Consider the following 20,451-nt stretch of genomic DNA (forward strand, 5'->3'; position numbering starts at 1 on the left):
GAGATCGATCTCAAGCGAGCGACAATGACTGATCTGAAAGAGGTAGCGCATCTGGCCGGGGTTTCCCGAGCCACGGCGGCACGTGCCTTCGCAAGCCCCGACGTGGTGCGCTCGGAGACCCGCGAGCGGGTATTCGCCGCTGCCCGCGCCTTGGGGTTTCGTCCCAACCGGCTGGGCCGCCAGTTGCGTCTGCAAACCACCAATCTGATTGGCGTGGTGGTGCCCAACCTGCTCAACCCGGTATTTGCCGAGCAGTTTCAGGCCATGGAGCGGGCGGCGCGGGCGCGGGGCTATAACCTGCTGCTGGCAACCACCGATTACGCCGCAGAACGTGAAAGCGCTGTGGTTGAGGAGTTGTTGCGTCAGCGGGTCGACGGGCTGGTGCTGACGGTGACCGACGCCGAGCACAACCGGGTGCTGCAAAGCCTGATCAATGAAGACACCCCGTTCGTGCTGGCCTATCACCAGACCGGTAATCCGGAGTACAGCGCGGTATCTGTGGATAACCGTGCGGGCATGGCGCTGGCCACCCGCTACCTGATCGATGCGGGCCATCAGCGAGTCGCCATGGTCGCAGGCCCGGCGATGCAGTCCGACCGCGCCCGACTGCGTTATGAAGGCTATCGCGACGCCATGGCCGAGTGTGGCCTTGAGGTCCGACCGGTGATTGAAATGCCTGCTCATACCCGCGCTGATTTCGCTGCACTGGAACCGCTGTTACGTGGTCCGGATGCGCCCAGCGCGCTGGTCTGTTCCAACGATTTGCTGGCCATCAGCCTGATTGCCGAATTGCGCCGCAACGGCTGGGGCGTTCCCGAGCGCCTGTCGGTGATCGGCTTTGACGGCATCGCTCTCGGCACGCAGATGCACCCGACCTTGTGCAGCGTGGTTCAGCCCATCGCCGAGCTGGCGCACATCGTCATCGACCAATTACTGGCACGGATTGCTGGCGCAGTACCTGTTTCTCATTGTCTGCCGTGCCACATCCGGCCCGGCGAAAGCACCCAGCCCTACCAGGAGATGCTTCATGCTCAGCCTCAGTAAAACCCTCGCGGCACTGCTGTTATGCGGTGCGGCCAGCCTCGCCCAGGCCGCCGAAACCGCCATCTGCTACAACTGCCCGCCCGAATGGGCCGACTGGGGAACGCAGCTCAAGGCGATTGCCGACAGCACCGGTGTGCAGGTGCCGCTGGACAACAAGAACTCTGGCCAGGCGCTGGCGCAGATCGTTGCCGAGCAAGCCGCGCCGGTCGCTGACGTGGTCTATTACGGCGTGACGTTCGGCCTGCAGGCGCAAAAAGCCGGTGTGGTCGACACCTACAAACCCAAGCACTGGGACGAGATTCCGGCAGGTCTGAAAGACCCTGAAGGGCACTGGTTCGCGATTCACTCCGGGACACTCGGCATCATGGTCAACGTCGACGCACTGGGCGGTCTGCCGGTGCCGCAAAGCTGGGCGGATCTACTCAAGCCCGAGTACAAGGGCATGGTCGGTTACCTCGACCCGTCCAGCGCGTTCGTCGGTTACGTGTCCGCCGTGGCGATCAACCAGGCCATGGGCGGCACGCTGGACAACTTCGGTCCGGCCATCGACTACTTCCAGAAACTGGCGAAGAACTCGCCCATCGTGCCCAAGCAAACGGCCTATGCACGCGTGCTGTCCGGCGAGCTGCCGATTCTGGTCGACTATGACTTCAACGCCTATCGCGCTCGCTACAAGGACAAGGCCAACGTCGCCTTCGTGATTCCCAAGGAAGGCACCATCGGCGTTCCGTATGTGATGAGCCTGGTGGCCAAGGCGCCGCATCGTGCCAACGCCGAGAAGGTGCTGGACTTCGTATTGTCCGACGAAGGGCAGGCGCTGTGGGCCAAGGCCTATCTGCGTCCAGTGCGCTCGAAAATGCCTGCCGAAGTGGCTGCACAGTTCCTGCCGGACAGCGATTACGCCCGCGCCGGTGTGGTGGACTACCAGCACATGGCTGCCGTGCAGGAAGCCTTCGCCGCCCGTTATCTGCGTGAGGTGAAGTAATGTCAGCCTCGCCGGAACAAGCGCTGGCTCTGCGCAAGGGCGGATTTTTCAGGCTGCGGTTGCGCCCGACCGCTGCGGTGGCGCTGGCTCCGGCGATGGCGGTATTGCTGGCCTTCTGGCTGCTGCCGCTGACCCACCTGATTGTGCTCGGTGCGCAAGGTTCTGATGGCAATGGCAGCGGCTACTGGCAGGTCCTGAGCAGTGCGCAGTATCTGGGCAGTCTGGTGCAAACCTGCCTGCTGGCGCTGGTGGTGACGCTTGCGGCGTTGCTGGTCGGCGGCATCAGCGGTGTGTTTCTGGCCCGCAACCACTTTTTCGGACGCTCTGCGCTGGTGGCCCTGCTGACCTTCCCGCTGGCGTTTCCCGGCGTGGTGGTCGGCTTTCTGGTGATTCTGCTCGCCGGTCGCCAGGGCATCTTCGCTGCGCTCGGGCTGCACCTGGCGGGCGAGCGCTGGGTGTTCGCCTACTCGCTGACCGGGCTGTTCATCGGCTATCTGTATTTCTCGATTCCGCGAGTGATTCTGACAGTCATGGCGGCCTGCGAAAGCCTGGACCGCAGCCTTGAAGAGGCGGCTCATTCGCTGGGTGCCGGTCATTGGCGCGTGGTGTGCGATGTGATCATTCCGGGACTGGCGCCCGCGCTGGTGTCCTGCGGCGCGATCTGCTTCGCCACGTCGATGGGCGCCTTCGGCACCGCCTTTACCCTGGGCACGCGTCTGAACGTCACGCCGGTAGCGATCTACAACGTGTTCACCAATTACGCCAACTTCACGGTGGCCGCCGCGCTGTCGGTAATCCTCGGTCTGGTGACGTGGGCAGTGCTGTTGCTGGCCCGTCGCATGGTCGGTAAATCGGGAGTTGTCCTGTGAAACGTTCACCGCTGTTCGTGGCGCAACTTGCGTTCACCCTGTTGGTCTGTGCGTTCATGCTGGTGCCGGTGGTGCTGTCGCTGCTTGCCGGCCTGACGCGCAATTATTTTCTGGGCCTGTCGAGCGGGCTGACCTTCGACTGGCTGGTGCAGGTCTGGCAGGCCTATTCACCGACCGTCTGGCTGTCGTTACAACTGGCCGTGGCGTGCGCAATCTGCGTTTGCCTGGTGGGTGTGCCGGCAGCGTATGCACTGGTGCGCATGAACAACCGCTTCAGCCGGGCCTTCGAGGAGTTGATGGTCTTGCCCGTCGCCATGCCCGGTCTGGCCAGCGCCCTCGCGTTACTGCTGACCTACGGCCAGTTCGGCGGCTTTCGCAGCAGTTGGTTGTTCATTCTGGTCGGCCACGTGTTGTTCACACTGCCGTTCCTGGTGCGCCCGGTCATGGCGGTGATGCAGCGTCAGCAACTGCCGGTGCTCGAAGAGGCTGCCGCCAGTCTGGGCGCCGGGCCGATCAAGCGGTTCTTCAGCGTGGTGGTGCCTAACTGCCGGGCCGGGATTCTCGCTGGCGTGCTGATGGTCGTGACCCTGTCGCTGGGCGAATTCAACCTGACCTGGATGCTGCACACACCGATGACCAAAACCCTGCCGGTCGGTCTGGCCGACAGCTACGCCTCGGCCCGACTGGAAGTCGCCAGCGCCTACACCCTTCTTTTTCTGTTGCTGATTGTGCCGCTGCTGATTGCGTTGCAGGCCATCAGCGCGCGTCTTGCCCGTGGAGAGAGCCGATGAGCGGAACCACCATTCGCCTGAAAGGCTGCCGCAAGGCATTTGCCGATGGCACCGTTGCTGTAAAGGATCTGCACCTGACCATCGAGCCCGGCGAAACGCTGGCGATTCTCGGTCCGTCCGGTTGCGGCAAAACCACCACCTTGCGGCTGATTGCCGGGCTTGAACGTCCGGATGTCGGCCAGGTGTTGTTCGATGATCAGGACGTTACACGCCTGCCCATCGAGCGGCGCGACGTGGGCATGGTGTTTCAGAACTACGCGTTGTTTCCCAACCTCGATGTGGCCGGGAATATCGTTTACGGCCTGAAGATTCGTGGTCTGTCGGCTGCCGAGCGCAACAAGCGTTGCGATGAGTTGCTGGAACTGGTCGGTTTGACCGGCCACGGCAATCGCCGCGTCAACGAGCTGTCTGGCGGGCAGCGCCAACGGGTTGCGCTGGCCCGGGCACTGGCGCCGCGTCCCCGGGTGCTGTTGCTCGACGAACCGCTGGCGGCACTGGATGCGCAGTTGCGCGAGCGCTTGCGCAGTGAGCTGGACCAGTTGCTGCGTGGGCTGGGCATTACCTCGGTGTTCGTCACCCACGATCAGGGCGAGGCAATGGCCCTGGGCGACCGGATTCTGGTCATGGAAAAAGGCTGCGTCTCGCAATTGGCGACACCGAGGGAAATCTATCAACAGCCTGCCAATGCGTTTGTCGCCGGGTTTGTCGGCAATCTGAACGCGTTCAGTGTGGTCGAGCGCACCGCGTCAGGCCTCAAGGTGAGCGGTGGCGAGTTGCCGTGGCAGGGTGCTGAGGTACCGGGCACGGTCTACTGCCGCCCCGAGCACCTGCGTTTGATGTCAGGAAGCGGCCATCTTCATGGGCGTCTGGTCGGGCAGTTTTTTCAGGGCGCGCAAAGTCGCTTGCTGGTCGATGTCGGTGGCCCGCAGCCGTTGCTGGTGGACAGCACCGACAACGTGATTTACGCCGCAAACGCAGTCATTGCCTTGAGTGTCGACCCGCAAGTGCTGTTTACCCTGCATTCGTGAAATCGTTTTTCGTAGAGAGATTATTTTGAATCGTCCGTTTCTTATTGCTCAGATCAGTGACCTGCACCTCAAAGCCGACGGGCGCCTGACCTATGGCGTGGTCGACACCCTGGGTGCGTTGCGCCGCGCTGTCGCGCACATCAATGCCAGCAAGCAGCGCCCCGACATCGTGGTGATCAGCGGTGACCTGGTGGACTTCGGTCGTGAGGACGAATACGCGGTACTCAAGCCAGAGCTGGAACGTCTGCAGATACCGTTTTATCTGGTGCCCGGCAATCATGACGATCGACACAACCTGCTGGCGGCGTTTGCCGAGCAGGTGTACCTGCCGTTGTCGGCCAGCGGGCCTCTGGATTGGGTGGTGGAGAAATATCCGGTGCGCCTGATAGGCATGGACACGACCATTCCCGGCGAGCATGGCGGGCAACTGGATTACTGTCAGCTGGACTGGTTGCACGCGCAGCTGTCACGTCGTCCTTATGTGCCGACCGTGATCGTCATGCACCATCCGCCGTTCATTACCGGCATAGGGCACATGGACCGCGAACCCTTCGGCAACGCATCGGCGCTGGAGCGTGTGATCGCCCAGCATCCGCAAGTGGAGCGTTTGCTGTGCGGACATCTGCATCGACCGATGCAGCGACGTTTCGGAGGCAGCGTGGCGAGCATCTGCCCGGGCACCTCACACCAGATCGTGCTCGACCTCGACGAAGCCGCGCCAGCGCATTTCAACCTGGAGCCGGCAGGCTACGTGCTGCACCGCTGGCAGTCGGAACAGGGGTTTGTCAGTCATAACGCCGTGTTCGGCGACTATGAAGGGCCGTACCCTTTCTATGATGTGAACGGGTTGATTGATTAATCATCGCTCCCACGCTCTGCGTGGGAGCGCTGTTCCGGACGCTCTGCGTCCTCTTACTGAAGTGACGCAGAGCGTCAAGAACTGCATGCCCACGCGTAGCATGGGCACGATCACCACCCCCACTATCAGGCGCCGATAACGCCGCCATCTTCACGGGTGATGACCATCACCGATGAACGCGGTTTGCCGTTGGGCAAATGCTCGGGGAAGGTAGAGCCGCCGTTTTCGCCGGGATGCTGGATACCGATGAACAGGGTTTTGTAGTCAGGCGCAAAGCTGATACCGGTGATCTCGCAACCGATCGGCCCGACCAGAAAGCGACGGATCTCGCCGCTGGCAGGGTCGGCACAGAGCATCTGGTTGTTGCCCATGCCAGCAAAGTCGCCCTTGTTGCTGGAATCGCCATCGGTCTGAATCCACAGGCGACCGGCCTGGTCGAAGCTCAGGCCGTCCGGGCTGTTGAACATGTTCTGCGCGTTGATATTGCTCGACCCGGCTTGCGGGGTGCCGGCATATACAGTCGGATTCCCTGCGACCACAAACAGATCCCATTCGAACTCCATCGCCGAAGGGTTACTGCCTTCTTCACGCCAGCGCAGGATCTGACCGTACTGATTCTTGGCACGAGGGTTCGGTCCGCCAACCGGCTGACCTTCATCGCCGCGCTTGATGTTGTTGGTCAGGGTGCAATACACCTGGCCATCCTTGGGGCTGACCACAATCCACTCCGGGCGGTCCATGCGCGTGGCCTTGACCACGCTGGCCGCCAGGCGCGCATGAATCAACACTTCGGCCTGATTATTGAAACCGGCAGCGGCATCCAGGCCGTTCTTGCCATGGGTCAGCTCGATCCACTGGCCTTTGCCTTTCGGATGATCGGGGTTGCTGTCGCCAGCGTCGAATTGCGCCACGTACAGCGTGCCGTGATCGAGCAGGTCGCGATTGGCTTTCGGGTTCTGGTGGTCGATCTTGTCGCGGCTGATGAACTTGTAGATGAATTCGCCACGTTCGTCGTCGCCCATGTACACCACGGCGCGACCGCCCTTGGTTTGGGTGAACGCCGCATTCTCGTGCTTGAAGCGGCCGAGCGCGGTGCGCTTGACCGGCGTCGATTTGGGATCGAATGGATCGATCTCGACCACCCAGCCATGCCGGTTGATCTCGTTGGGGTTCTTCGCCACGTCGAAGCGCGGGTCGTGCGGGTGCCAGTTGATCTCCTTGCTGGCAGCGACAACGCCGTAGCGCTTCATGCCTGCATCGAACTTCTGCTCCGCATTGCTGCTGCCGAAGCAATCAGTGAAGTTCTCTTCGCACGTCAGGTACGTGCCCCACGGTGTTTGCCCGCTGGAGCAGTTCTGGAAGGTCCCGAGCGCATGCGTGCCGGTCTTGTCGGCCTCGGTCTTGAGCCAGTCGTGACCGGCTGCCGGGCCACTCAGGTTGATCGGCGTGTTGCCATGCACGCGCCGGTTGTAAGGCGAGTCCTGAACAAACTGCCACTTGCCGTTTTTCTGCTGGACCTCGATGACCGACACGCCTTCGGCCGCCAGAGCCTTTTGCACTTCTTCAGCCGATTGCGGCTCCTTGCCGTGATCGAAGAGGTAGCGGTAGTTGGTGTACTCGTTGTTGATCGCCATCAACGCGCGGTCTTTGTGACCTGGCATCGGGAACAGGCACATGCCGTCGTTGTTGTCGCCGAACTGCACTTCCTGAGCCTTGGCGGTGCCTTTGCCGCTCGGGTCGAACGCCGGGCCGCCTGCCTGCAACGGCTGGCCCCAGCTGATCAGTACCGAAGAGGTGTAGCCTGCCGGCAGGCTGATGCTGTCGGCGGTGGCAGCAGGAATGCTCTGGAAGCCGAGCAAGGTGCCAGAGGCCGCACTGACGCTGTCCGCCAGGACAGTGCGGCTGAGCAGGTTGCCACCCAGGAACATCGCCGCGCCACACAGGGCACCCGCGCTGATGAAACCGCGGCGGGTGAGGCCGACCTTGTCTGCGCCGACCATGTTTTCCAGATCGGTGGTTTGATTTTCTTCTAATAGTTTCATCATCACGGCTCCCTCGAATATGGCAGCCACCTTAGTGCGCGCATATGACGAAATTGTGTCGTGGTGATGACTTGCCAGCGCCTAAAGCGGTATACCAAGCAACACCAGTGAAGCTGAAAATCTTGCCTGCACCGTGGCGCCGGGTTTCAGCTGCTGTGCATGCAGGTGCTCAGGCGTCGCCAGGGCGCACAGCGTCTGGCCGCCGGGGAGTGTGATGCGTACTTCACTTGGACCATCTTCAGCCTCGGCCATGCTGTCGATTCGACCGATCAGGCAATTGTTTCCATTTGTTTCTTGGGTGTCGTCTGGGTGCAGTTGCAGCCAGCCGGCCTTGATCAGTGCAACCACTTCCGTGCCGTTCTCCAGCTCCAGACGCAGGGTGCTGTCATGGGTGACCTGTGCTTCGATAAACACCTCGTCAGCCAATTGCAGGCGAACCTGATCGTTGTGTCCCTGTCGGGTGATGCTGACGATTCGCCCCAGCAACTGGTTGCGTGCGCTGGTACGCAGGGTCAGGCGATTGAGCAGGTCCAGATCGCTGCTGTGTTCGGCTGCTTCCAGCACCTGGGCCTGCAATGCTTGGACGCGCTGATAGAGACGCAGCACTCGCTCGCCCTCGACCGACAACTTCGCGCCGCCACCGCCGCGCCCTCCGACACTGCGCTCTACCAGCGGTTTTTGCGCCAGATTGTTCAACTCGTCGATGGCGTCCCAGGCCGCCTTGTAGCTCAGCCCTGCGCTTTTCGCCGCACGGGTGATCGAGCCCTGTTCGGCAATATGCTGCAACAGCGCAATGCGTTGCGGGCGGCGGACCATGTGTTGCGTCAGCAAGGTGGGTAGGGACATGGAAATCCGGGCGGTCGAGTAGGAGAGGGCAGTATGATCGCTCTTGTGCGCGGCGTCGAAAACCGGACGCGGAGCGTGGTCCGCATGCCTTTCGTGACGCTCTGCGTCACAATTCTGCGCCGCACCGCACGCTCAAGATCTGACGCGGAGCGTGGGAGCGATGAGAGTCTTGAGGTTCATGAACATAGAACCAGATCAATCGCCCGGTTTGGGCGTCCGCGCCAGGCAATACACGTCCACTCTTCGCGCGCCGGCCTTGTTCAGCAATCGTGCAATCACCTCTGCCGTCGAACCGGTTGTCACAACATCGTCGATCAGCGCCAGATGCCTGCCTTGTACCCAATCGGGATCAACCAGGGTGAAGGCGCCGCGCAGGTTGCGTTTGCGGGCTTTGGCGTCCAGGCCCTGTTGTGCGGTTGTCTCCCGGCTGCGCAACACATGCTCTTCGTCGACCGGCAGTTGCAGCTGTTTACCCAGCCAGCCGGCCAGCATCGCCGCTTGATTGTAGCCGCGCTGGCGCAAGCGCTTGTTGGCCAGTGGTACTGGAATGAGGCAGTCGGGACGCGGCAGGTCTTCCTCGAAACGGTGCTGCAGATACTGTGCACACAGCTCCGCCAGCAGCCGTCCCATGGGCCATTTGCCGTTGTGTTTGAAGCGGGTGATCAAGCCGTCGACCGGGAAATCGTACAGCCAGGGCGCGATGACCTGAGTAAAGCCCGGCGGCCGCTTGCAACATTGTGCGCAGCTCATGCCTGAGCGGGGTAACGGCAGCGCACAGCACACGCAGGCGTTGCCCAGCCACGGCAGCTCTGCTTCGCACGGCACGCAGATGGGCGCGGGCACCTCACTGCGTTCATCGCATAACAAACAGGATTGTTTGTTTTTTAACCAGATGTAAACCTCGTGAGTATGGTTGGGTTGACAGTGCATGACTCTTCCTTAAATATGCCCGACATCCGTGTAGCGCCTGGGGTCTTTCCCGCCCTCGCGCATTGCCCAGAAACACCAAGGAGCCGCCCGATGAGCGCCAGCACCACCGCCACTTTGCGTCACGACTGGACTTTAGCCGAGGTCAGGGCGCTGTTCGTACAGCCATTCAATGACCTGCTGTTTCAGGCGCAAACGGTGCACCGCGCTCATTTCGACGCCAACCGCGTGCAAGTCTCCACGCTGCTGTCGATCAAGACCGGTGCCTGCCCGGAAGACTGCAAGTACTGTCCGCAGTCCGGCCACTACAACACCGGTCTTGAGAAAGAAAAGCTGCTGGAAGTGCAGAAGGTTCTTGAAGAAGCCGCGCGCGCCAAGGCCATTGGTTCGACCCGCTTCTGCATGGGCGCGGCGTGGAAGCACCCCTCCGCCAAGGACATGCCTTACGTGCTGGAGATGGTCAAAGGCGTGAAAGCCATGGGCATGGAAACCTGCATGACCCTGGGCCGCCTCGATCAGGAACAGACCGAAGCGCTGGCCACCGCCGGCCTGGATTACTACAACCACAACCTCGATACCTCGCCGGAGTTCTACGGCAGCATCATCACCACCCGTACCTACGCCGAACGCCTGCAAACCCTGGCCTACGTGCGTGATGCGGGAATGAAGATCTGCTCCGGTGGCATTCTGGGCATGGGCGAGTCCCTGGATGACCGCGCCGGGCTGCTGATTCAGCTGGCCAACCTGCCAGAGCATCCGGAGTCGGTGCCGATCAACATGCTGGTCAAGGTCGCCGGTACGCCGCTGGAAAACGCCGAAGATGTCGACCCGTTCGATTTCATTCGCATGCTCGCCGTGGCACGGATTCTCATGCCGCAATCCCATGTGCGTCTGTCCGCCGGTCGTGAAGCGATGAACGAGCAAATGCAGGCACTGGCGTTCTTCGCCGGGGCCAACTCGATTTTCTACGGCGACAAGCTGCTGACTACCGCCAATCCGCAGGCCGACAAGGACATGCTGCTGTTCTCGCGTCTGGGCATCAAACCCGAAGCGGGCGAAGGGCATGCCGACGAAGTGCACCAGGCCGCCATCGAACAGGCGCTGGTCGAGCAGCAAAGCAGCTCGATGTTCTACGACGCCGCCTCTGCCTGATCCGTTGAATGGGCCGGACTGTTCCGGCCCTTTTTGAATTGTCATCCTCCGGACCGGGGCCTGCATGTCTTTTGATCTCCGCACGCGCCTCGATGCCCGTCGCGCCGCACACCTCTATCGCCAGCGCCCGCTGCTGCAAAGTCCGCAGGGGCCGCAGGTCATCGTCGACGGCCAGCCATTGCTGGCGTTCTGCAGCAACGATTACATGGGGCTGGCCAATCATCCCGAGGTGATCGCTGCCTGGCAGGCGGGCGCCGAGCGCTGGGGCGTGGGAGGCGGGGCTTCGCATCTGGTGATCGGCCACAGCGCGCCGCACCACGAACTGGAAGAAGCGCTGGCCGAGCTGACCGGTCGTCCGCGCGCGCTGTTGTTTTCCAATGGCTACATGGCCAACCTCGGCGCGGTGACCGCGTTGGTCGGGCAGGGCGATACGGTGCTGGAAGACCGTCTCAACCACGCCTCGCTGCTGGATGCCGGTCTGCTCAGCGGTGCACGATTCTCGCGTTATCTGCACAACGATGTGAGCAGCCTGGAAGCCCGCCTGAAAAAATCCGTGGGCGATACCCTGGTGGTGACCGATGGGGTGTTCAGCATGGATGGCGATATCGCTGATCTGCCGGCGCTGGCCCGAGCGGCGAGGGCCAAAGGGGCCTGGCTGATGGTGGACGACGCCCATGGCTTCGGCCCCTTGGGCGCCAACGGTGCCGGTATCGTCGAACATTTCGGCCTGACTATGGATGACGTGCCCGTGCTGGTCGGCACCCTGGGCAAGTCGTTCGGCACTTCCGGAGCGTTCGTGGCAGGCAGTGAAGAACTGATCGAAACCCTGATCCAGTTTGCCCGGCCTTACATTTACACGACCAGCCAGCCGCCCGCGCTGGCCTGCGCCACCTTGAAAAGCCTGCAGCTGTTGCGCACCGAGCATTGGCGTCGCGAGCATCTGACGCGTCTGATCGAGCAGTTTCGTCGTGGTGCCGAGCAGATCGGGCTGCAACTGATGGACAGCTTTACCCCGATCCAGCCGATCATGATCGGTGATGCTGGCCGGGCGTTGCGCCTCTCGCAGTTGCTCCGCGAGCGTGGCCTGCTGGTCACCGCCATTCGCCCGCCCACCGTGCCTGCGGGCAGTGCGCGGCTTCGTGTGACGTTGTCTGCCGCGCACAGCGAAGCCGACGTGCAGCTATTATTGAACACTCTGGAGCAGTGCTACCCGCTGCTGGATGCCCACCAATCCTCGGAGCCTGTTCATGCGTGATCGTCTGATTCTGTTGCCAGGCTGGGGCCTTGGCGTTTCGCCGCTGGAGCCGCTTGCCGCTGCGTTGCGCGGGCTGGATGAGCACCTGCGGGTTGAGATCGAGCCGTTGCCGGATATCGACAGTTGCGATTTGCCAGACTGGCTCGACGAACTGGACACCAACCTGCCAGACGATGCCTGGCTGGGCGGCTGGTCATTGGGTGGCATGCTCGCGGCTGAACTGGCGGCGCGGCGCGGCTATCGTTGCTGCGGGTTGCTGACGTTGGCCAGTAATGCCTGTTTCGTCACCCAAGGGGCCTGGCCGAACGCGATGCCCGTGCACGATTTCGAGGCGTTTCTGGCGGGCTGTGCCGTTGATTCGGAGCTGACCCTCAAGCGTTTCAGCCTGTTATGCACGCAAGGCGCAGAAGACCCGCGCGGTCTGGCACGGCTGCTCAAGGCCGGCGCGCCGCACTTGTCGAAAACGGCGTTGATCGATGGCCTGAAAATACTCCGGCAACTCGACACCCGCAGCGCACTGCAAACCTATCGTGGCCCGCAACTGCACCTGTTCGCCGGGCTGGATGCCTTCGTGCCCGCCGAGGCGGCAAGTGATCTGCTGGCCTTGTTGCCTGATGTCGAAGTGGGCCTGATCGAGCAGGCCAGTCATGCATTCCTTGTGGAAAACCCTCACGGGGTGGCGGCCGCGATCCACGCCTTTCTGCACGAGCTGGACGATGACTGATCTTTCGACCCCCAAACCACCTTCTGTCTTGCCTGACAAACGACAGGTGGCCGCATCCTTTTCCCGCGCGGCAGGCAGTTATGACAGCGTTGCCGAGCTGCAGCGCAGTGTCGGTAATGAGCTGCTCGCGCGTCTGCCTGCGCAATGCAATCCGTCCCGCTGGCTTGATCTTGGCAGCGGCACTGGCTACTTCAGCCGTGCACTGGCGCAGGCGTTCGGTCGCAGCGAAGGCATTGCACTGGATATCGCCGAAGGCATGTTGCGTCATGCCCGACCCCTGGGTGGCGCACAGCACTTTATTGCGGGTGATGCCGAACACTTGCCGCTGCATGACCAGAGTTGCGGGCTGATTTTTTCCAGCCTCGCGGTGCAGTGGTGCGCCGATTTCGCTGCGGTGCTCAGTGAAGCTCACCGCGTATTGCAGCCAGGCGGCGTATTCGCCTTTGCCAGCCTGTGTGTCGGCACCCTGTACGAACTGCGCGACAGTTGGCAGGCCGTGGACGGGCAGGTGCATGTGAACCGTTTTCGTCACGAGGATGACTACCGCAAGCTGTGTGCGGCCAGCGGCCTGCGAGTGCGCAGCCTCGACGTTCGTCCGCAGGTCCTGCATTACCCGGACGTGCGCAGCCTGACGCACGAGTTGAAGGCGCTCGGTGCGCACAATCTCAACCCCGGGCGGCCCAATGGTCTGACCGGGCGCGAGCGGATCATGGGCATGGTTCAGGCCTATGAAGGCTTCCGCGAGGACGCCGGACTGCCCGCCACCTATCAAGTGCTGTACGCGGTTCTTGAAAAAAACTGACGGATTGACAGGAAAGAGTGCTGAAATGACTGCCGCCTACTTCATCACCGGGACCGATACCGACGCTGGCAAGACCACGGTGGCTGCCGGTTTGCTGCATGCAGCCCGGTCGTCCGGCCTGAGCACGGCAGCCGGCAAGCCTGCTGCATCCGGTTGTTTTGTCACGCCACAGGGGCTACGCAACCCGGATGCCCTGGCGTTGCTGGCCGAGTGTTCTGTCGAGCTGGATTACGCTGAGGTCAATCCGCAGGCCTTCGAACCGGCCATTGCTCCGCACCTGGCAGCACGCGAAGCCGGCGTCGCGTTGACGGTCGACTCGGTGCTGCAACCCATGCGGCATATCCTCGCCAAACAGGCCGATTTCACCCTGATCGAAGGGGCAGGCGGCTGGCGCGTACCATTGTCCGGGCAGAGCACGCTGTCCGATCTGGCCATTGCCCTGGATCTACCGGTGATTCTGGTGGTAGGCGTGCGTCTGGGCTGTATCAATCATGCGGTGCTGACTGCCGAAGCAATCGCCCGTGACGGGCTATGCCTGATCGGCTGGGTGGCCAACATCGTCGATGCAGACACCTCGCGGCTTGAAGAAAATCTCGCCACGCTGGTCGAGCGTCTGCCTGCCCCTTGTCTGGGGCGGGTGCCGCGCTTGAACGAGCCAAACGCCGAAAATGTGGCGCAGTATCTTGATTTGAAGTTGTTGAGCTGACAGCGCCGCTATGTAGCTGACAGGCAAGACAGTTTTGGATTTTCAAGACTCAGGCTATCGTGCGGCCTAGTGCCATTAGTCTATTTGTCGAGTATTTCCAGGCAAATGCTGGTTCAATGGAACGTGTTCGTTTTTTTGAACTGAGGATCGGCTTATGCAAATCACCATGAACAACACCCTCTACCCGGGCCTTAGCGCAATGCAGGTCGGGCAAGGTCGTGTGGATCAGGCGGCCACCCAGATCGCCAGCTCCAATATCGAAGTGTCGGGCAGAAGCCAGTCTTCTGACTTCCAACTTGAGAACCTGCGCTCGGTTGATCGCAGCCAGCGTTCCGATCTGCCGTCCAATATCGTCGAGCTCGAAGCCGGTAAGGGCCAGTTCGAGGCCGGACTGGCTGCGCAAAAAGCCAGCGACGAGATGCTTGGCACGCTGATCGACACCTACGCCTGATTTCGCTGCACCTCCCGCCGTGCCATCAGCGCACGGCGTTGTCCCCCCCCTGAATTTCTCCGCATCATTGTCCTTTATCACGCCTGCACCTGATTCCGCCCTCCACTAGACTTTTGCTTACGCTTCTCTCGCCCCTCGTACGACGTGCGTCTGCGTGGTTTATGCATGGGCCGTGGACGAATGGTGCGTGCTTCGCTATTGACAAGGTTTGGGCGTAAACGTATGTTTCAAACACCTGTTTGACCGCGAGGCATACGAGATTGTCTGGCGCTTGAGGGTATCTCCCCAGCGACCGCCCGGTCATTCGTTCCAGGATTCATCAGCAGAGGTTATCGCTATGCCTGACTACAAGGCCCCCTTGCGTGATATTCGTTTTGTTCGTGATGAACTGCTCGGCTATGAAGCGCACTATCAGAGTCTGCCAGCCTGTCATGACGCCACTCCGGACATGGTCGATGCCATTCTGGAAGAGGGCGCCAAGTTCTGTGAGCAGGTGCTGGCACCGCTGAACCGTGTGGGCGATACCGAGGGCTGCACCTGGAGCGAGTCCGGCGTGAAGACTCCGACCGGCTTCAAACAGGCTTATAAGCAGTTCGTCGAAGGTGGCTGGCCGAGTCTGGCGCATGACGTTGCGCATGGCGGTCAGGGCCTGCCCGAGTCGCTGGGCCTGGCGGTCAGCGAAATGGTTGGCGAGGCGAACTGGTCGTGGGGCATGTACCCGGGCCTGTCGCATGGCGCAATGAATACGATCTCCGAGCACGGTACGCCCGAGCAGCAGGACGCGTATCTGACCAAGCTGGTGTCCGGCGAATGGACCGGCACCATGTGCCTGACCGAGTCGCATTGCGGCACCGACCTGGGCATGCTGCGCACCAGGGCAGAGCCTCAGGCTGACGGGACCTACAAGGTCACCGGCACCAAGATCTTCATTTCCGCCGGCGAACACGACATGGCCGATAACATCGTCCACATCGTGCTGGCCCGCCTGCCCGACGCACCGGCTGGCACCAAAGGCATTTCGCTGTTCATCGTGCCCAAGTTCCTTTCGGCTGCCGATGGCAGCATCGGAGAGCGCAACGCAGTGAACTGTGGCTCCATCGAGCACAAGATGGGTATCCACGGCAACGCCACCTGTGTGATGAACTTCGACGGCGCTACCGGCTACCTGATCGGCCCGGCGAACAAGGGCCTGAACTGCATGTTCACGTTCATGAACACCGCGCGCCTGGGCACTGCACTGCAAGGTCTGGCGCACGCCGAAGTCGCCTTCCAGGGTGGTCTGCAATACGCCCGTGATCGTCTGCAAATGCGTTCGCTGACCGGTCCCAAGGCGCCGGAAAAAGCTGCAGACCCGATCATCGTTCACCCTGATGTGCGTCGCATGCTGCTGACCATGAAGGCATTCGCCGAAGGCACGCGTGCCATGGTGTACTTCACGGCCAAACAGGTCGATATCGTCAAGTACAGCGAAGACCCGGAACAAAAGAAAGCCGCTGACGCATTGCTGGCGTTCATGACCCCGATCGCCAAGGCGTTCATGACGGAAGTGGGCTTCGAAGCTGCCAACCACGGCGTGCAGATTTACGGCGGCCACGGCTTCATTGCCGAGTGGGGCATGGAGCAGAACGTTCGCGACAGCCGGATTTCGATGCTGTACGAAGGCACCACCGGCATCCAGGCGCTCGACCTGTTGGGCCGCAAAGTGCTGATGACCCAGGGCGAAGCGCTCAAGGGCTTCACCAAGATCGTTCACAAGTTCTGCCAGAGCAATGAAGGCAACGAAGCCGTGCAGGAATTTGTAACGCCACTGGCTGCGCTGAACAAGGAGTGGGGCGACCTGACCCTGAAAGTAGGCATGGCGGCGATGAAGGATCGCGAAGAAGTGGGTGCTGCATCGGTGGACTACGTCATGTTCTCCGGCTATGCCTGCCTGGCGTACTTCTGGGCCGACATGGCGCGTTTGGCGGCCGAGAAGCTGGCGGCCGGTGCTTCGGACGAGGCGTTCTATCGCGCCAAGATCCAGACCGCGCGCTTCTACTTCCAGCGCATCCTGCCGCGCACCCGCACCCACGTGGCGGCCATTCTGTCGGGCGCTGCCAACCTGATGGACATGAAAGAAGAAGACTTCGGCCTGGCTTACTAAGCCTCGCTGCCGTCATGAAAGCCGCCTGATCGCTGATCAGGCGGTTTTTTTATGGCTTCGTTTTAGCGCATTGCTGTACTCGAACCCCTGACCAGACCTGAAAAGGAACCCCGGCCCCGTGCATAGCCACGAGAAGTGTTCTCCAGAACACCTCTCGTTCCTCACGCTCCGCGTCAGGACTCAGCCGTCACTAACGTCGCACTCTGCGTCGTCAGTGCCATCTCGATAAAAAAGCGCTTTTTATGTGCAGTGATGACAGGCAAAGCATGACGTTGCGCTGCAGCACGACGTGGAGCGTCACCCAATGCGTGCCGGCGCGGCGCATGAGCAATCACGCAATAAACATTTCCCGCCTCCTGCCGTTACAGAAAGTAGCGTGTTTATTGATCCTGCCGATGCATTGTTCGCTGGCGGAGGGCACAATGCCATCAGGTCAGCCAGTCTTTCAGATGCCGGGTAGGAGATAACCCTTTTGTTGCGTCCATCAGCTGCACGATTGAGTCATTTTCTGCCGTCACTGGGCTTGCTGGTGGCGGGGCTCGCGGCTGCATATGTAAAAGACCTGAACGTCTTCTTCACTTCGCTGTTCAACGTGCTTCCGACCCTGGTTCTGCTGCTGGGCGGTGCGTACTGCTGTGTTTACCGACGTCAGCGCGAGCTGTTTCTGATGCTCACGGTGTATATCGCCTACTACCTGCTCGATACTCAGACCGATTACTACCGTGACAACGGCAAGGTTCGTGAGGATGCGGCGGTGATCTTTCATCTGGTCTGTCTGCTGCTGCCGGTGCTGTTCGGGTTATATGCGGCATGGGAAGAGCGGACGCACCTGTTCCAGGACATGGTCGCGCGGCTTGCGGTGCTGGTGGCTTTGGGCGGCGTAGCGGTGGGGCTTGAGCAAAGTTATCCGGTCGAGCTGCAAATCTGGCTGGCCGACATCCGCTGGCCTGCCCTGCATGGCGCATGGATGAGTCTGATTCAGTTGTCGTACGCGATGTTTCTGGTGTCATTCGGGGTGCTGATCTGGCAATACCTGGAAAAGCCGCGACCGCTGCATGCGGCACAGATTGTCGGCCTGCTGGGTTTGTTCTGGGCATTGCCCAAGACTTTCATCCTGCCGTTCACGCTGAACATACTCTGCAGCCAGGTGATGCTGATGATTGCCGCTGCGGTCGCTCACGAGGCTTATCAGATGGCCTTCCGCGACGAGCTCACCGGGTTGCCTGGGCGTCGGGCGCTCAATGAGCGCATGCAGCGTCTGGGTCGCAATTATGTGCTGGCGATGAGCGACGTGGATCACTTCAAGAAATTCAACGACACCCATGGTCACGATGTGGGGGATCAGGTGCTGCGTCTGGTGGCCAGCAAGCTGTCGAAAATCACCAATGGTGGCGGCAAGGCTTATCGCTATGGTGGTGAGGAGTTCGCCATCGTGTTCGCTGCCAAGAGCATCGATGAGTGCATGCCGCACCTGGAAGCCATCCGCGAGACCATCGCCAATTACGAGATTCAGCTGCGCAACAAGGACAATCGTCCTCAGGACGATCAGCAAGGCCGGCAGCGTCGCAGCGGCGCGCAGGCTGGCAGCGTGTCGGTGACGGTGAGTATCGGCGTTGCCGAACGCCAGCCGGAGCATCGGACGCCCGAGGAAGTGCTCAAGAGCGCCGACCAGGCGCTGTATGCAGCCAAAGGCGCCGGGCGCAATTGTGTGGTGGCGTACGGGCAGTTGAACCGACGCGGCGCTGTCCGCACAACTGAAGCGGCAACCTGAGTAAACCCTGATACTTCCCATGACCTGTTATGACTATTCAGTCATGACACGACCCTATGTCTCTGAAATGTTGTTCGGTTAGACTCGTGAAACTCGACTGCTGATCTGCGTCGCTGGATGCATCGATCGGCTTCCCAAAGCATTTCGATCCGTGTTCACGAGGTTTGCCATGGCTGACTATAAAGCGCCACTGCGCGATATGCGCTTCGTCCTCAATGAAGTCTTCGAGGTTTCAAAGCTCTGGGCTCAACTGCCCGAGCTGGCCGAAACAGTCGATGCTGAAACGGTCGAGGCCATTCTCGAGGAAGCCGGTAAAGTCACCAGCAAGACCATTGCGCCACTGAGCCGCAACGGTGACGAGGAGGGCTGCCACTGGAAGGACACCGTCGTCACCACGCCTGCAGGTTTCCCCGAGGCCTACAGGATCTACGCCGAAGGTGGCTGGGTCGGTGTAGGCGGTAATCCCGAGTTTGGCGGCATGGGCATGCCCAAGGTGGTTTCGGCTCAGGTCGAAGAGATGCTCAACTCTGCCAGCCTGGCGTTCGGTCTGTACGCGATGCTCACCTCCGGCGCCTGTGTATCGATAGACACCCACGCCAGCGAAGAGCTCAAGACCAAATTTCTGCCCAATATGTATTCAGGCGTCTGGGCCGGGTCGATGTGCCTGACCGAAGCCCATGCCGGTACTGATCTGGGCATCATTCGCACCCGCGCCGAACCACAGGCGGACGGTGCCTACCAGATCACCGGCAGCAAGATTTTCATTACCGGTGGCGAACACGACCTGACCGAAAACATCATTCATCTGGTGCTGGCCAAGTTGCCGGATGCACCGCCCGGTCCGAGAGGCATATCGCTGTTTTTGGTACCCAAGTTCATGGTCGGTGACGACGGCAGCATCGGCGAGCGCAACACGGTCAGTTGTGGTTCGATCGAGCACAAGATGGGCATCCAGGCGTCTGCGACGTGCGTGATGAACTTCGACGCCGCCACCGGTTACCTGATCGGCGAGCCGAATAAGGGCCTGGCGGCAATGTTCACGATGATGAACTACGAGCGCCTAGGCGTCGGCATCCAGGGGCTGGCGTCCGGGGTGCGTTCTTATCAGAGCGCCGTTGAATATGCGCTGGACCGTCTGCAGAGCCGTGCCCCGACCGGTGCGCAGAACAAGGACAAGGCCGCTGACCCGATCATCGTCCACCCCGACGTGCGTCGCATGCTGTTGACCATGAAAGCCTTCAACGAAGGCGGTCGGGCGTTTTCCAGCTACGTTGCCCTGCAACTGGATATCGCCAAGTTCAGCGAAGACGATACCGCGCGCAAGCGTGCCGATGATCTGGTAGCGCTGCTGACACCGGTTGCCAAGGCGTTCCTGAGTGATATCGGTCTGGAAACCACTGTTCATGGTCAGCAGGTATTCGGCGGCCACGGTTACATCCGCGAGTGGGGCCAGGAACAACTGGTGCGTGACGTGCGTATCACGCAGATCTACGAAGGCACCAACGGCATTCAGGCGCTGGACCTGGTCGGGCGCAAGATCGTCGGTTCAAATGGCGCGTTCTATCAGTTGTTTTCCGACGAAGTCCGCCAGTTCATCAACGGCTCGGACAACGCGCTCGGCGAGTTCACTCAGCCGCTGAGCAAAGCCTTGAACATGCTGGATGAGCTCACCGGCTGGGTGCTGGATCGCTCGCGTAACAACCCCAATGAAATCGGCGCAGCTTCTGTGGAGTATCTGCATCTGTTCGGTTACACGGCGTATGCCTACATGTGGGGCATGATGGCCAAGGCAGCACTGGGTAAAGAGCAGCAGGAGGAGTTCTACGCAAGCAAACTGGGTACCGCACGCTTCTATTTCGCACGTCTGCTGCCGCGTATTCACTCGCTGGATGCCTCGGTGCGCGCGGGCTGCGAGTCGCTGTACCTGTTGAAGGCGTCACAATTCTGACCTGGAAAAGTCTTGTAAGCATTTGCTTACACTACGTGACGCCAATTGGCCTCTTCCCAAGAAAGGGATCCAAAGTTAATCTTTGTTCATGGACGTAGCGCAGGAAGC

Annotated in this window: 18 protein-coding genes; 15 read left to right on the forward strand and 3 right to left on the reverse strand. The window is 60.9% G+C overall.

Annotation, left to right across the window (positions count from 1 at the left end; all coding sequences use genetic code 11):
• The first annotated feature begins 24 nt into the window (after positions 1–24).
• From BLR20_RS21180 to BLR20_RS21205, 6 genes are read left to right on the forward strand one after another with little or no spacing between them, the layout of a single operon-like run.
• Positions 25–1,044 carry a LacI family DNA-binding transcriptional regulator gene (locus tag BLR20_RS21180; protein ID WP_010428371.1) on the forward strand — a complete coding sequence of 340 codons (1,020 nt, stop codon included), beginning with the start codon at positions 25–27 and terminating at the stop codon, positions 1,042–1,044.
• Positions 1,028–2,029: an ABC transporter substrate-binding protein gene (locus BLR20_RS21185; RefSeq protein WP_003411850.1), complete on the forward strand. Its 1,002-nt coding sequence runs from the start codon at positions 1,028–1,030 to the stop codon at positions 2,027–2,029. The genes BLR20_RS21180 and BLR20_RS21185 overlap by 17 nt, the downstream gene beginning before the upstream one ends.
• On the forward strand, positions 2,029–2,898 hold the full coding sequence (locus tag BLR20_RS21190) for an ABC transporter permease (protein ID WP_032611823.1): 870 nt from the start codon (positions 2,029–2,031) through the stop codon (positions 2,896–2,898). Before BLR20_RS21185 ends, BLR20_RS21190 begins: the two co-directional genes overlap by 1 nt.
• Positions 2,895–3,689: an ABC transporter permease gene (locus BLR20_RS21195; RefSeq protein ID WP_003316181.1), complete on the forward strand. Its 795-nt coding sequence runs from the start codon at positions 2,895–2,897 to the stop codon at positions 3,687–3,689. The genes BLR20_RS21190 and BLR20_RS21195 overlap by 4 nt, the downstream gene beginning before the upstream one ends.
• Positions 3,686–4,717: an ABC transporter ATP-binding protein gene (locus BLR20_RS21200; RefSeq protein ID WP_032611820.1), complete on the forward strand. Its 1,032-nt coding sequence runs from the start codon at positions 3,686–3,688 to the stop codon at positions 4,715–4,717. Before BLR20_RS21195 ends, BLR20_RS21200 begins: the two co-directional genes overlap by 4 nt.
• Before the next feature lie 25 nt (positions 4,718–4,742).
• Positions 4,743–5,576: a phosphodiesterase gene (locus tag BLR20_RS21205; RefSeq protein ID WP_054994465.1), complete on the forward strand. Its 834-nt coding sequence runs from the start codon at positions 4,743–4,745 to the stop codon at positions 5,574–5,576.
• Positions 5,577–5,701: 125 nt separating this feature from the next.
• On the opposite strand, the gene BLR20_RS21210 is transcribed toward BLR20_RS21205, so the two are convergent.
• The 3 genes from BLR20_RS21210 to BLR20_RS21220 all read right to left on the reverse strand — a co-directional run bounded on the left by BLR20_RS21210 (position 5,702) and on the right by BLR20_RS21220 (position 9,394).
• Positions 5,702–7,618: a PhoX family protein gene (locus BLR20_RS21210; RefSeq protein ID WP_054994487.1), complete on the reverse strand. Its 1,917-nt coding sequence runs from the start codon at positions 7,616–7,618 to the stop codon at positions 5,702–5,704.
• An 81-nt stretch (positions 7,619–7,699) separates the two neighbouring features.
• Positions 7,700–8,464, reverse strand: a complete 765-nt coding sequence (locus tag BLR20_RS21215; protein ID WP_054994466.1) for a TOBE domain-containing protein — start codon at positions 8,462–8,464, stop codon at positions 7,700–7,702.
• Between the two features lie 195 nt (positions 8,465–8,659).
• Positions 8,660–9,394, reverse strand: a complete 735-nt coding sequence (locus tag BLR20_RS21220; RefSeq protein WP_032611816.1) for a ComF family protein — start codon at positions 9,392–9,394, stop codon at positions 8,660–8,662.
• 90 nt (positions 9,395–9,484) lie between these two features.
• On the opposite strand from BLR20_RS21220, the gene bioB reads away from it, so the two are divergent.
• The 9 genes from bioB to BLR20_RS21265 all read left to right on the forward strand — a co-directional run bounded on the left by bioB (position 9,485) and on the right by BLR20_RS21265 (position 20,343).
• Positions 9,485–10,543 (forward strand): biotin synthase BioB, encoded by a 1,059-nt coding sequence (gene bioB / locus BLR20_RS21225; protein WP_010428384.1) that lies wholly within the window; start codon positions 9,485–9,487, stop codon positions 10,541–10,543.
• Between the two features lie 64 nt (positions 10,544–10,607).
• On the forward strand, positions 10,608–11,798 hold the full coding sequence (bioF, locus tag BLR20_RS21230) for an 8-amino-7-oxononanoate synthase (RefSeq protein WP_054994467.1): 1,191 nt from the start codon (positions 10,608–10,610) through the stop codon (positions 11,796–11,798).
• Complete coding sequence (locus BLR20_RS21235; RefSeq protein ID WP_054994468.1) at positions 11,791–12,522, forward strand: alpha/beta fold hydrolase; 732 nt, start codon at positions 11,791–11,793, stop codon at positions 12,520–12,522. The genes bioF and BLR20_RS21235 overlap by 8 nt, the downstream gene beginning before the upstream one ends.
• Positions 12,515–13,324, forward strand: coding sequence for a malonyl-ACP O-methyltransferase BioC (gene bioC, locus BLR20_RS21240; protein ID WP_032611812.1), 810 nt, complete (start codon positions 12,515–12,517; stop codon positions 13,322–13,324). Before BLR20_RS21235 ends, bioC begins: the two co-directional genes overlap by 8 nt.
• 25 nt (positions 13,325–13,349) lie before the next feature.
• Complete coding sequence (gene bioD / locus BLR20_RS21245) at positions 13,350–14,030, forward strand: dethiobiotin synthase (RefSeq protein WP_032611810.1); 681 nt, start codon at positions 13,350–13,352, stop codon at positions 14,028–14,030.
• 154 nt (positions 14,031–14,184) lie between these two features.
• On the forward strand, positions 14,185–14,481 hold the full coding sequence (locus BLR20_RS21250) for a hypothetical protein (protein ID WP_010428390.1): 297 nt from the start codon (positions 14,185–14,187) through the stop codon (positions 14,479–14,481).
• Positions 14,482–14,818: 337 nt separating this feature from the next.
• Positions 14,819–16,624, forward strand: coding sequence for a phenylacyl-CoA dehydrogenase (locus tag BLR20_RS21255; RefSeq protein WP_032611808.1), 1,806 nt, complete (start codon positions 14,819–14,821; stop codon positions 16,622–16,624).
• A gap of 472 nt (positions 16,625–17,096) precedes the next feature.
• Positions 17,097–18,395: a GGDEF domain-containing protein gene (locus BLR20_RS21260; protein WP_032611806.1), complete on the forward strand. Its 1,299-nt coding sequence runs from the start codon at positions 17,097–17,099 to the stop codon at positions 18,393–18,395.
• A gap of 169 nt (positions 18,396–18,564) precedes the next feature.
• On the forward strand, positions 18,565–20,343 hold the full coding sequence (locus BLR20_RS21265) for an acyl-CoA dehydrogenase C-terminal domain-containing protein (RefSeq protein ID WP_054994469.1): 1,779 nt from the start codon (positions 18,565–18,567) through the stop codon (positions 20,341–20,343).
• The last annotated feature ends 108 nt before the right edge of the window (positions 20,344–20,451 follow it).

Source organism: Pseudomonas congelans (assembly GCF_900103225.1).
Lineage (GTDB): Bacteria > Pseudomonadota > Gammaproteobacteria > Pseudomonadales > Pseudomonadaceae > Aquipseudomonas > Aquipseudomonas congelans.

Bases quoted from the DNA above. Each gene is read 5' to 3' on its own strand.
- BLR20_RS21180 (WP_010428371.1), top strand. From the start codon at position 25: ATGACTGATCTGAAAGAGGTAGCGCATCTGGCCGGGGTTTCCCGAGCC.
- BLR20_RS21185 (WP_003411850.1), top strand. From the start codon at position 1,028: ATGCTCAGCCTCAGTAAAACCCTCGCGGCACTGCTGTTATGCGGTGCG.
- BLR20_RS21190 (WP_032611823.1), top strand. From the start codon at position 2,029: ATGTCAGCCTCGCCGGAACAAGCGCTGGCTCTGCGCAAGGGCGGATTT.
- BLR20_RS21200 (WP_032611820.1), top strand. From the start codon at position 3,686: ATGAGCGGAACCACCATTCGCCTGAAAGGCTGCCGCAAGGCATTTGCC.
- BLR20_RS21210 (WP_054994487.1), bottom strand. From the start codon at position 7,618: ATGAAACTATTAGAAGAAAATCAAACCACCGATCTGGAAAACATGGTC.
- BLR20_RS21215 (WP_054994466.1), bottom strand. From the start codon at position 8,464: ATGTCCCTACCCACCTTGCTGACGCAACACATGGTCCGCCGCCCGCAA.
- BLR20_RS21220 (WP_032611816.1), bottom strand. From the start codon at position 9,394: ATGCACTGTCAACCCAACCATACTCACGAGGTTTACATCTGGTTAAAA.
- bioB (WP_010428384.1), top strand. From the start codon at position 9,485: ATGAGCGCCAGCACCACCGCCACTTTGCGTCACGACTGGACTTTAGCC.
- bioF (WP_054994467.1), top strand. From the start codon at position 10,608: ATGTCTTTTGATCTCCGCACGCGCCTCGATGCCCGTCGCGCCGCACAC.
- BLR20_RS21235 (WP_054994468.1), top strand. From the start codon at position 11,791: ATGCGTGATCGTCTGATTCTGTTGCCAGGCTGGGGCCTTGGCGTTTCG.
- bioC (WP_032611812.1), top strand. From the start codon at position 12,515: ATGACTGATCTTTCGACCCCCAAACCACCTTCTGTCTTGCCTGACAAA.
- bioD (WP_032611810.1), top strand. From the start codon at position 13,350: ATGACTGCCGCCTACTTCATCACCGGGACCGATACCGACGCTGGCAAG.
- BLR20_RS21250 (WP_010428390.1), top strand. From the start codon at position 14,185: ATGCAAATCACCATGAACAACACCCTCTACCCGGGCCTTAGCGCAATG.
- BLR20_RS21255 (WP_032611808.1), top strand. From the start codon at position 14,819: ATGCCTGACTACAAGGCCCCCTTGCGTGATATTCGTTTTGTTCGTGAT.
- BLR20_RS21265 (WP_054994469.1), top strand. From the start codon at position 18,565: ATGGCTGACTATAAAGCGCCACTGCGCGATATGCGCTTCGTCCTCAAT.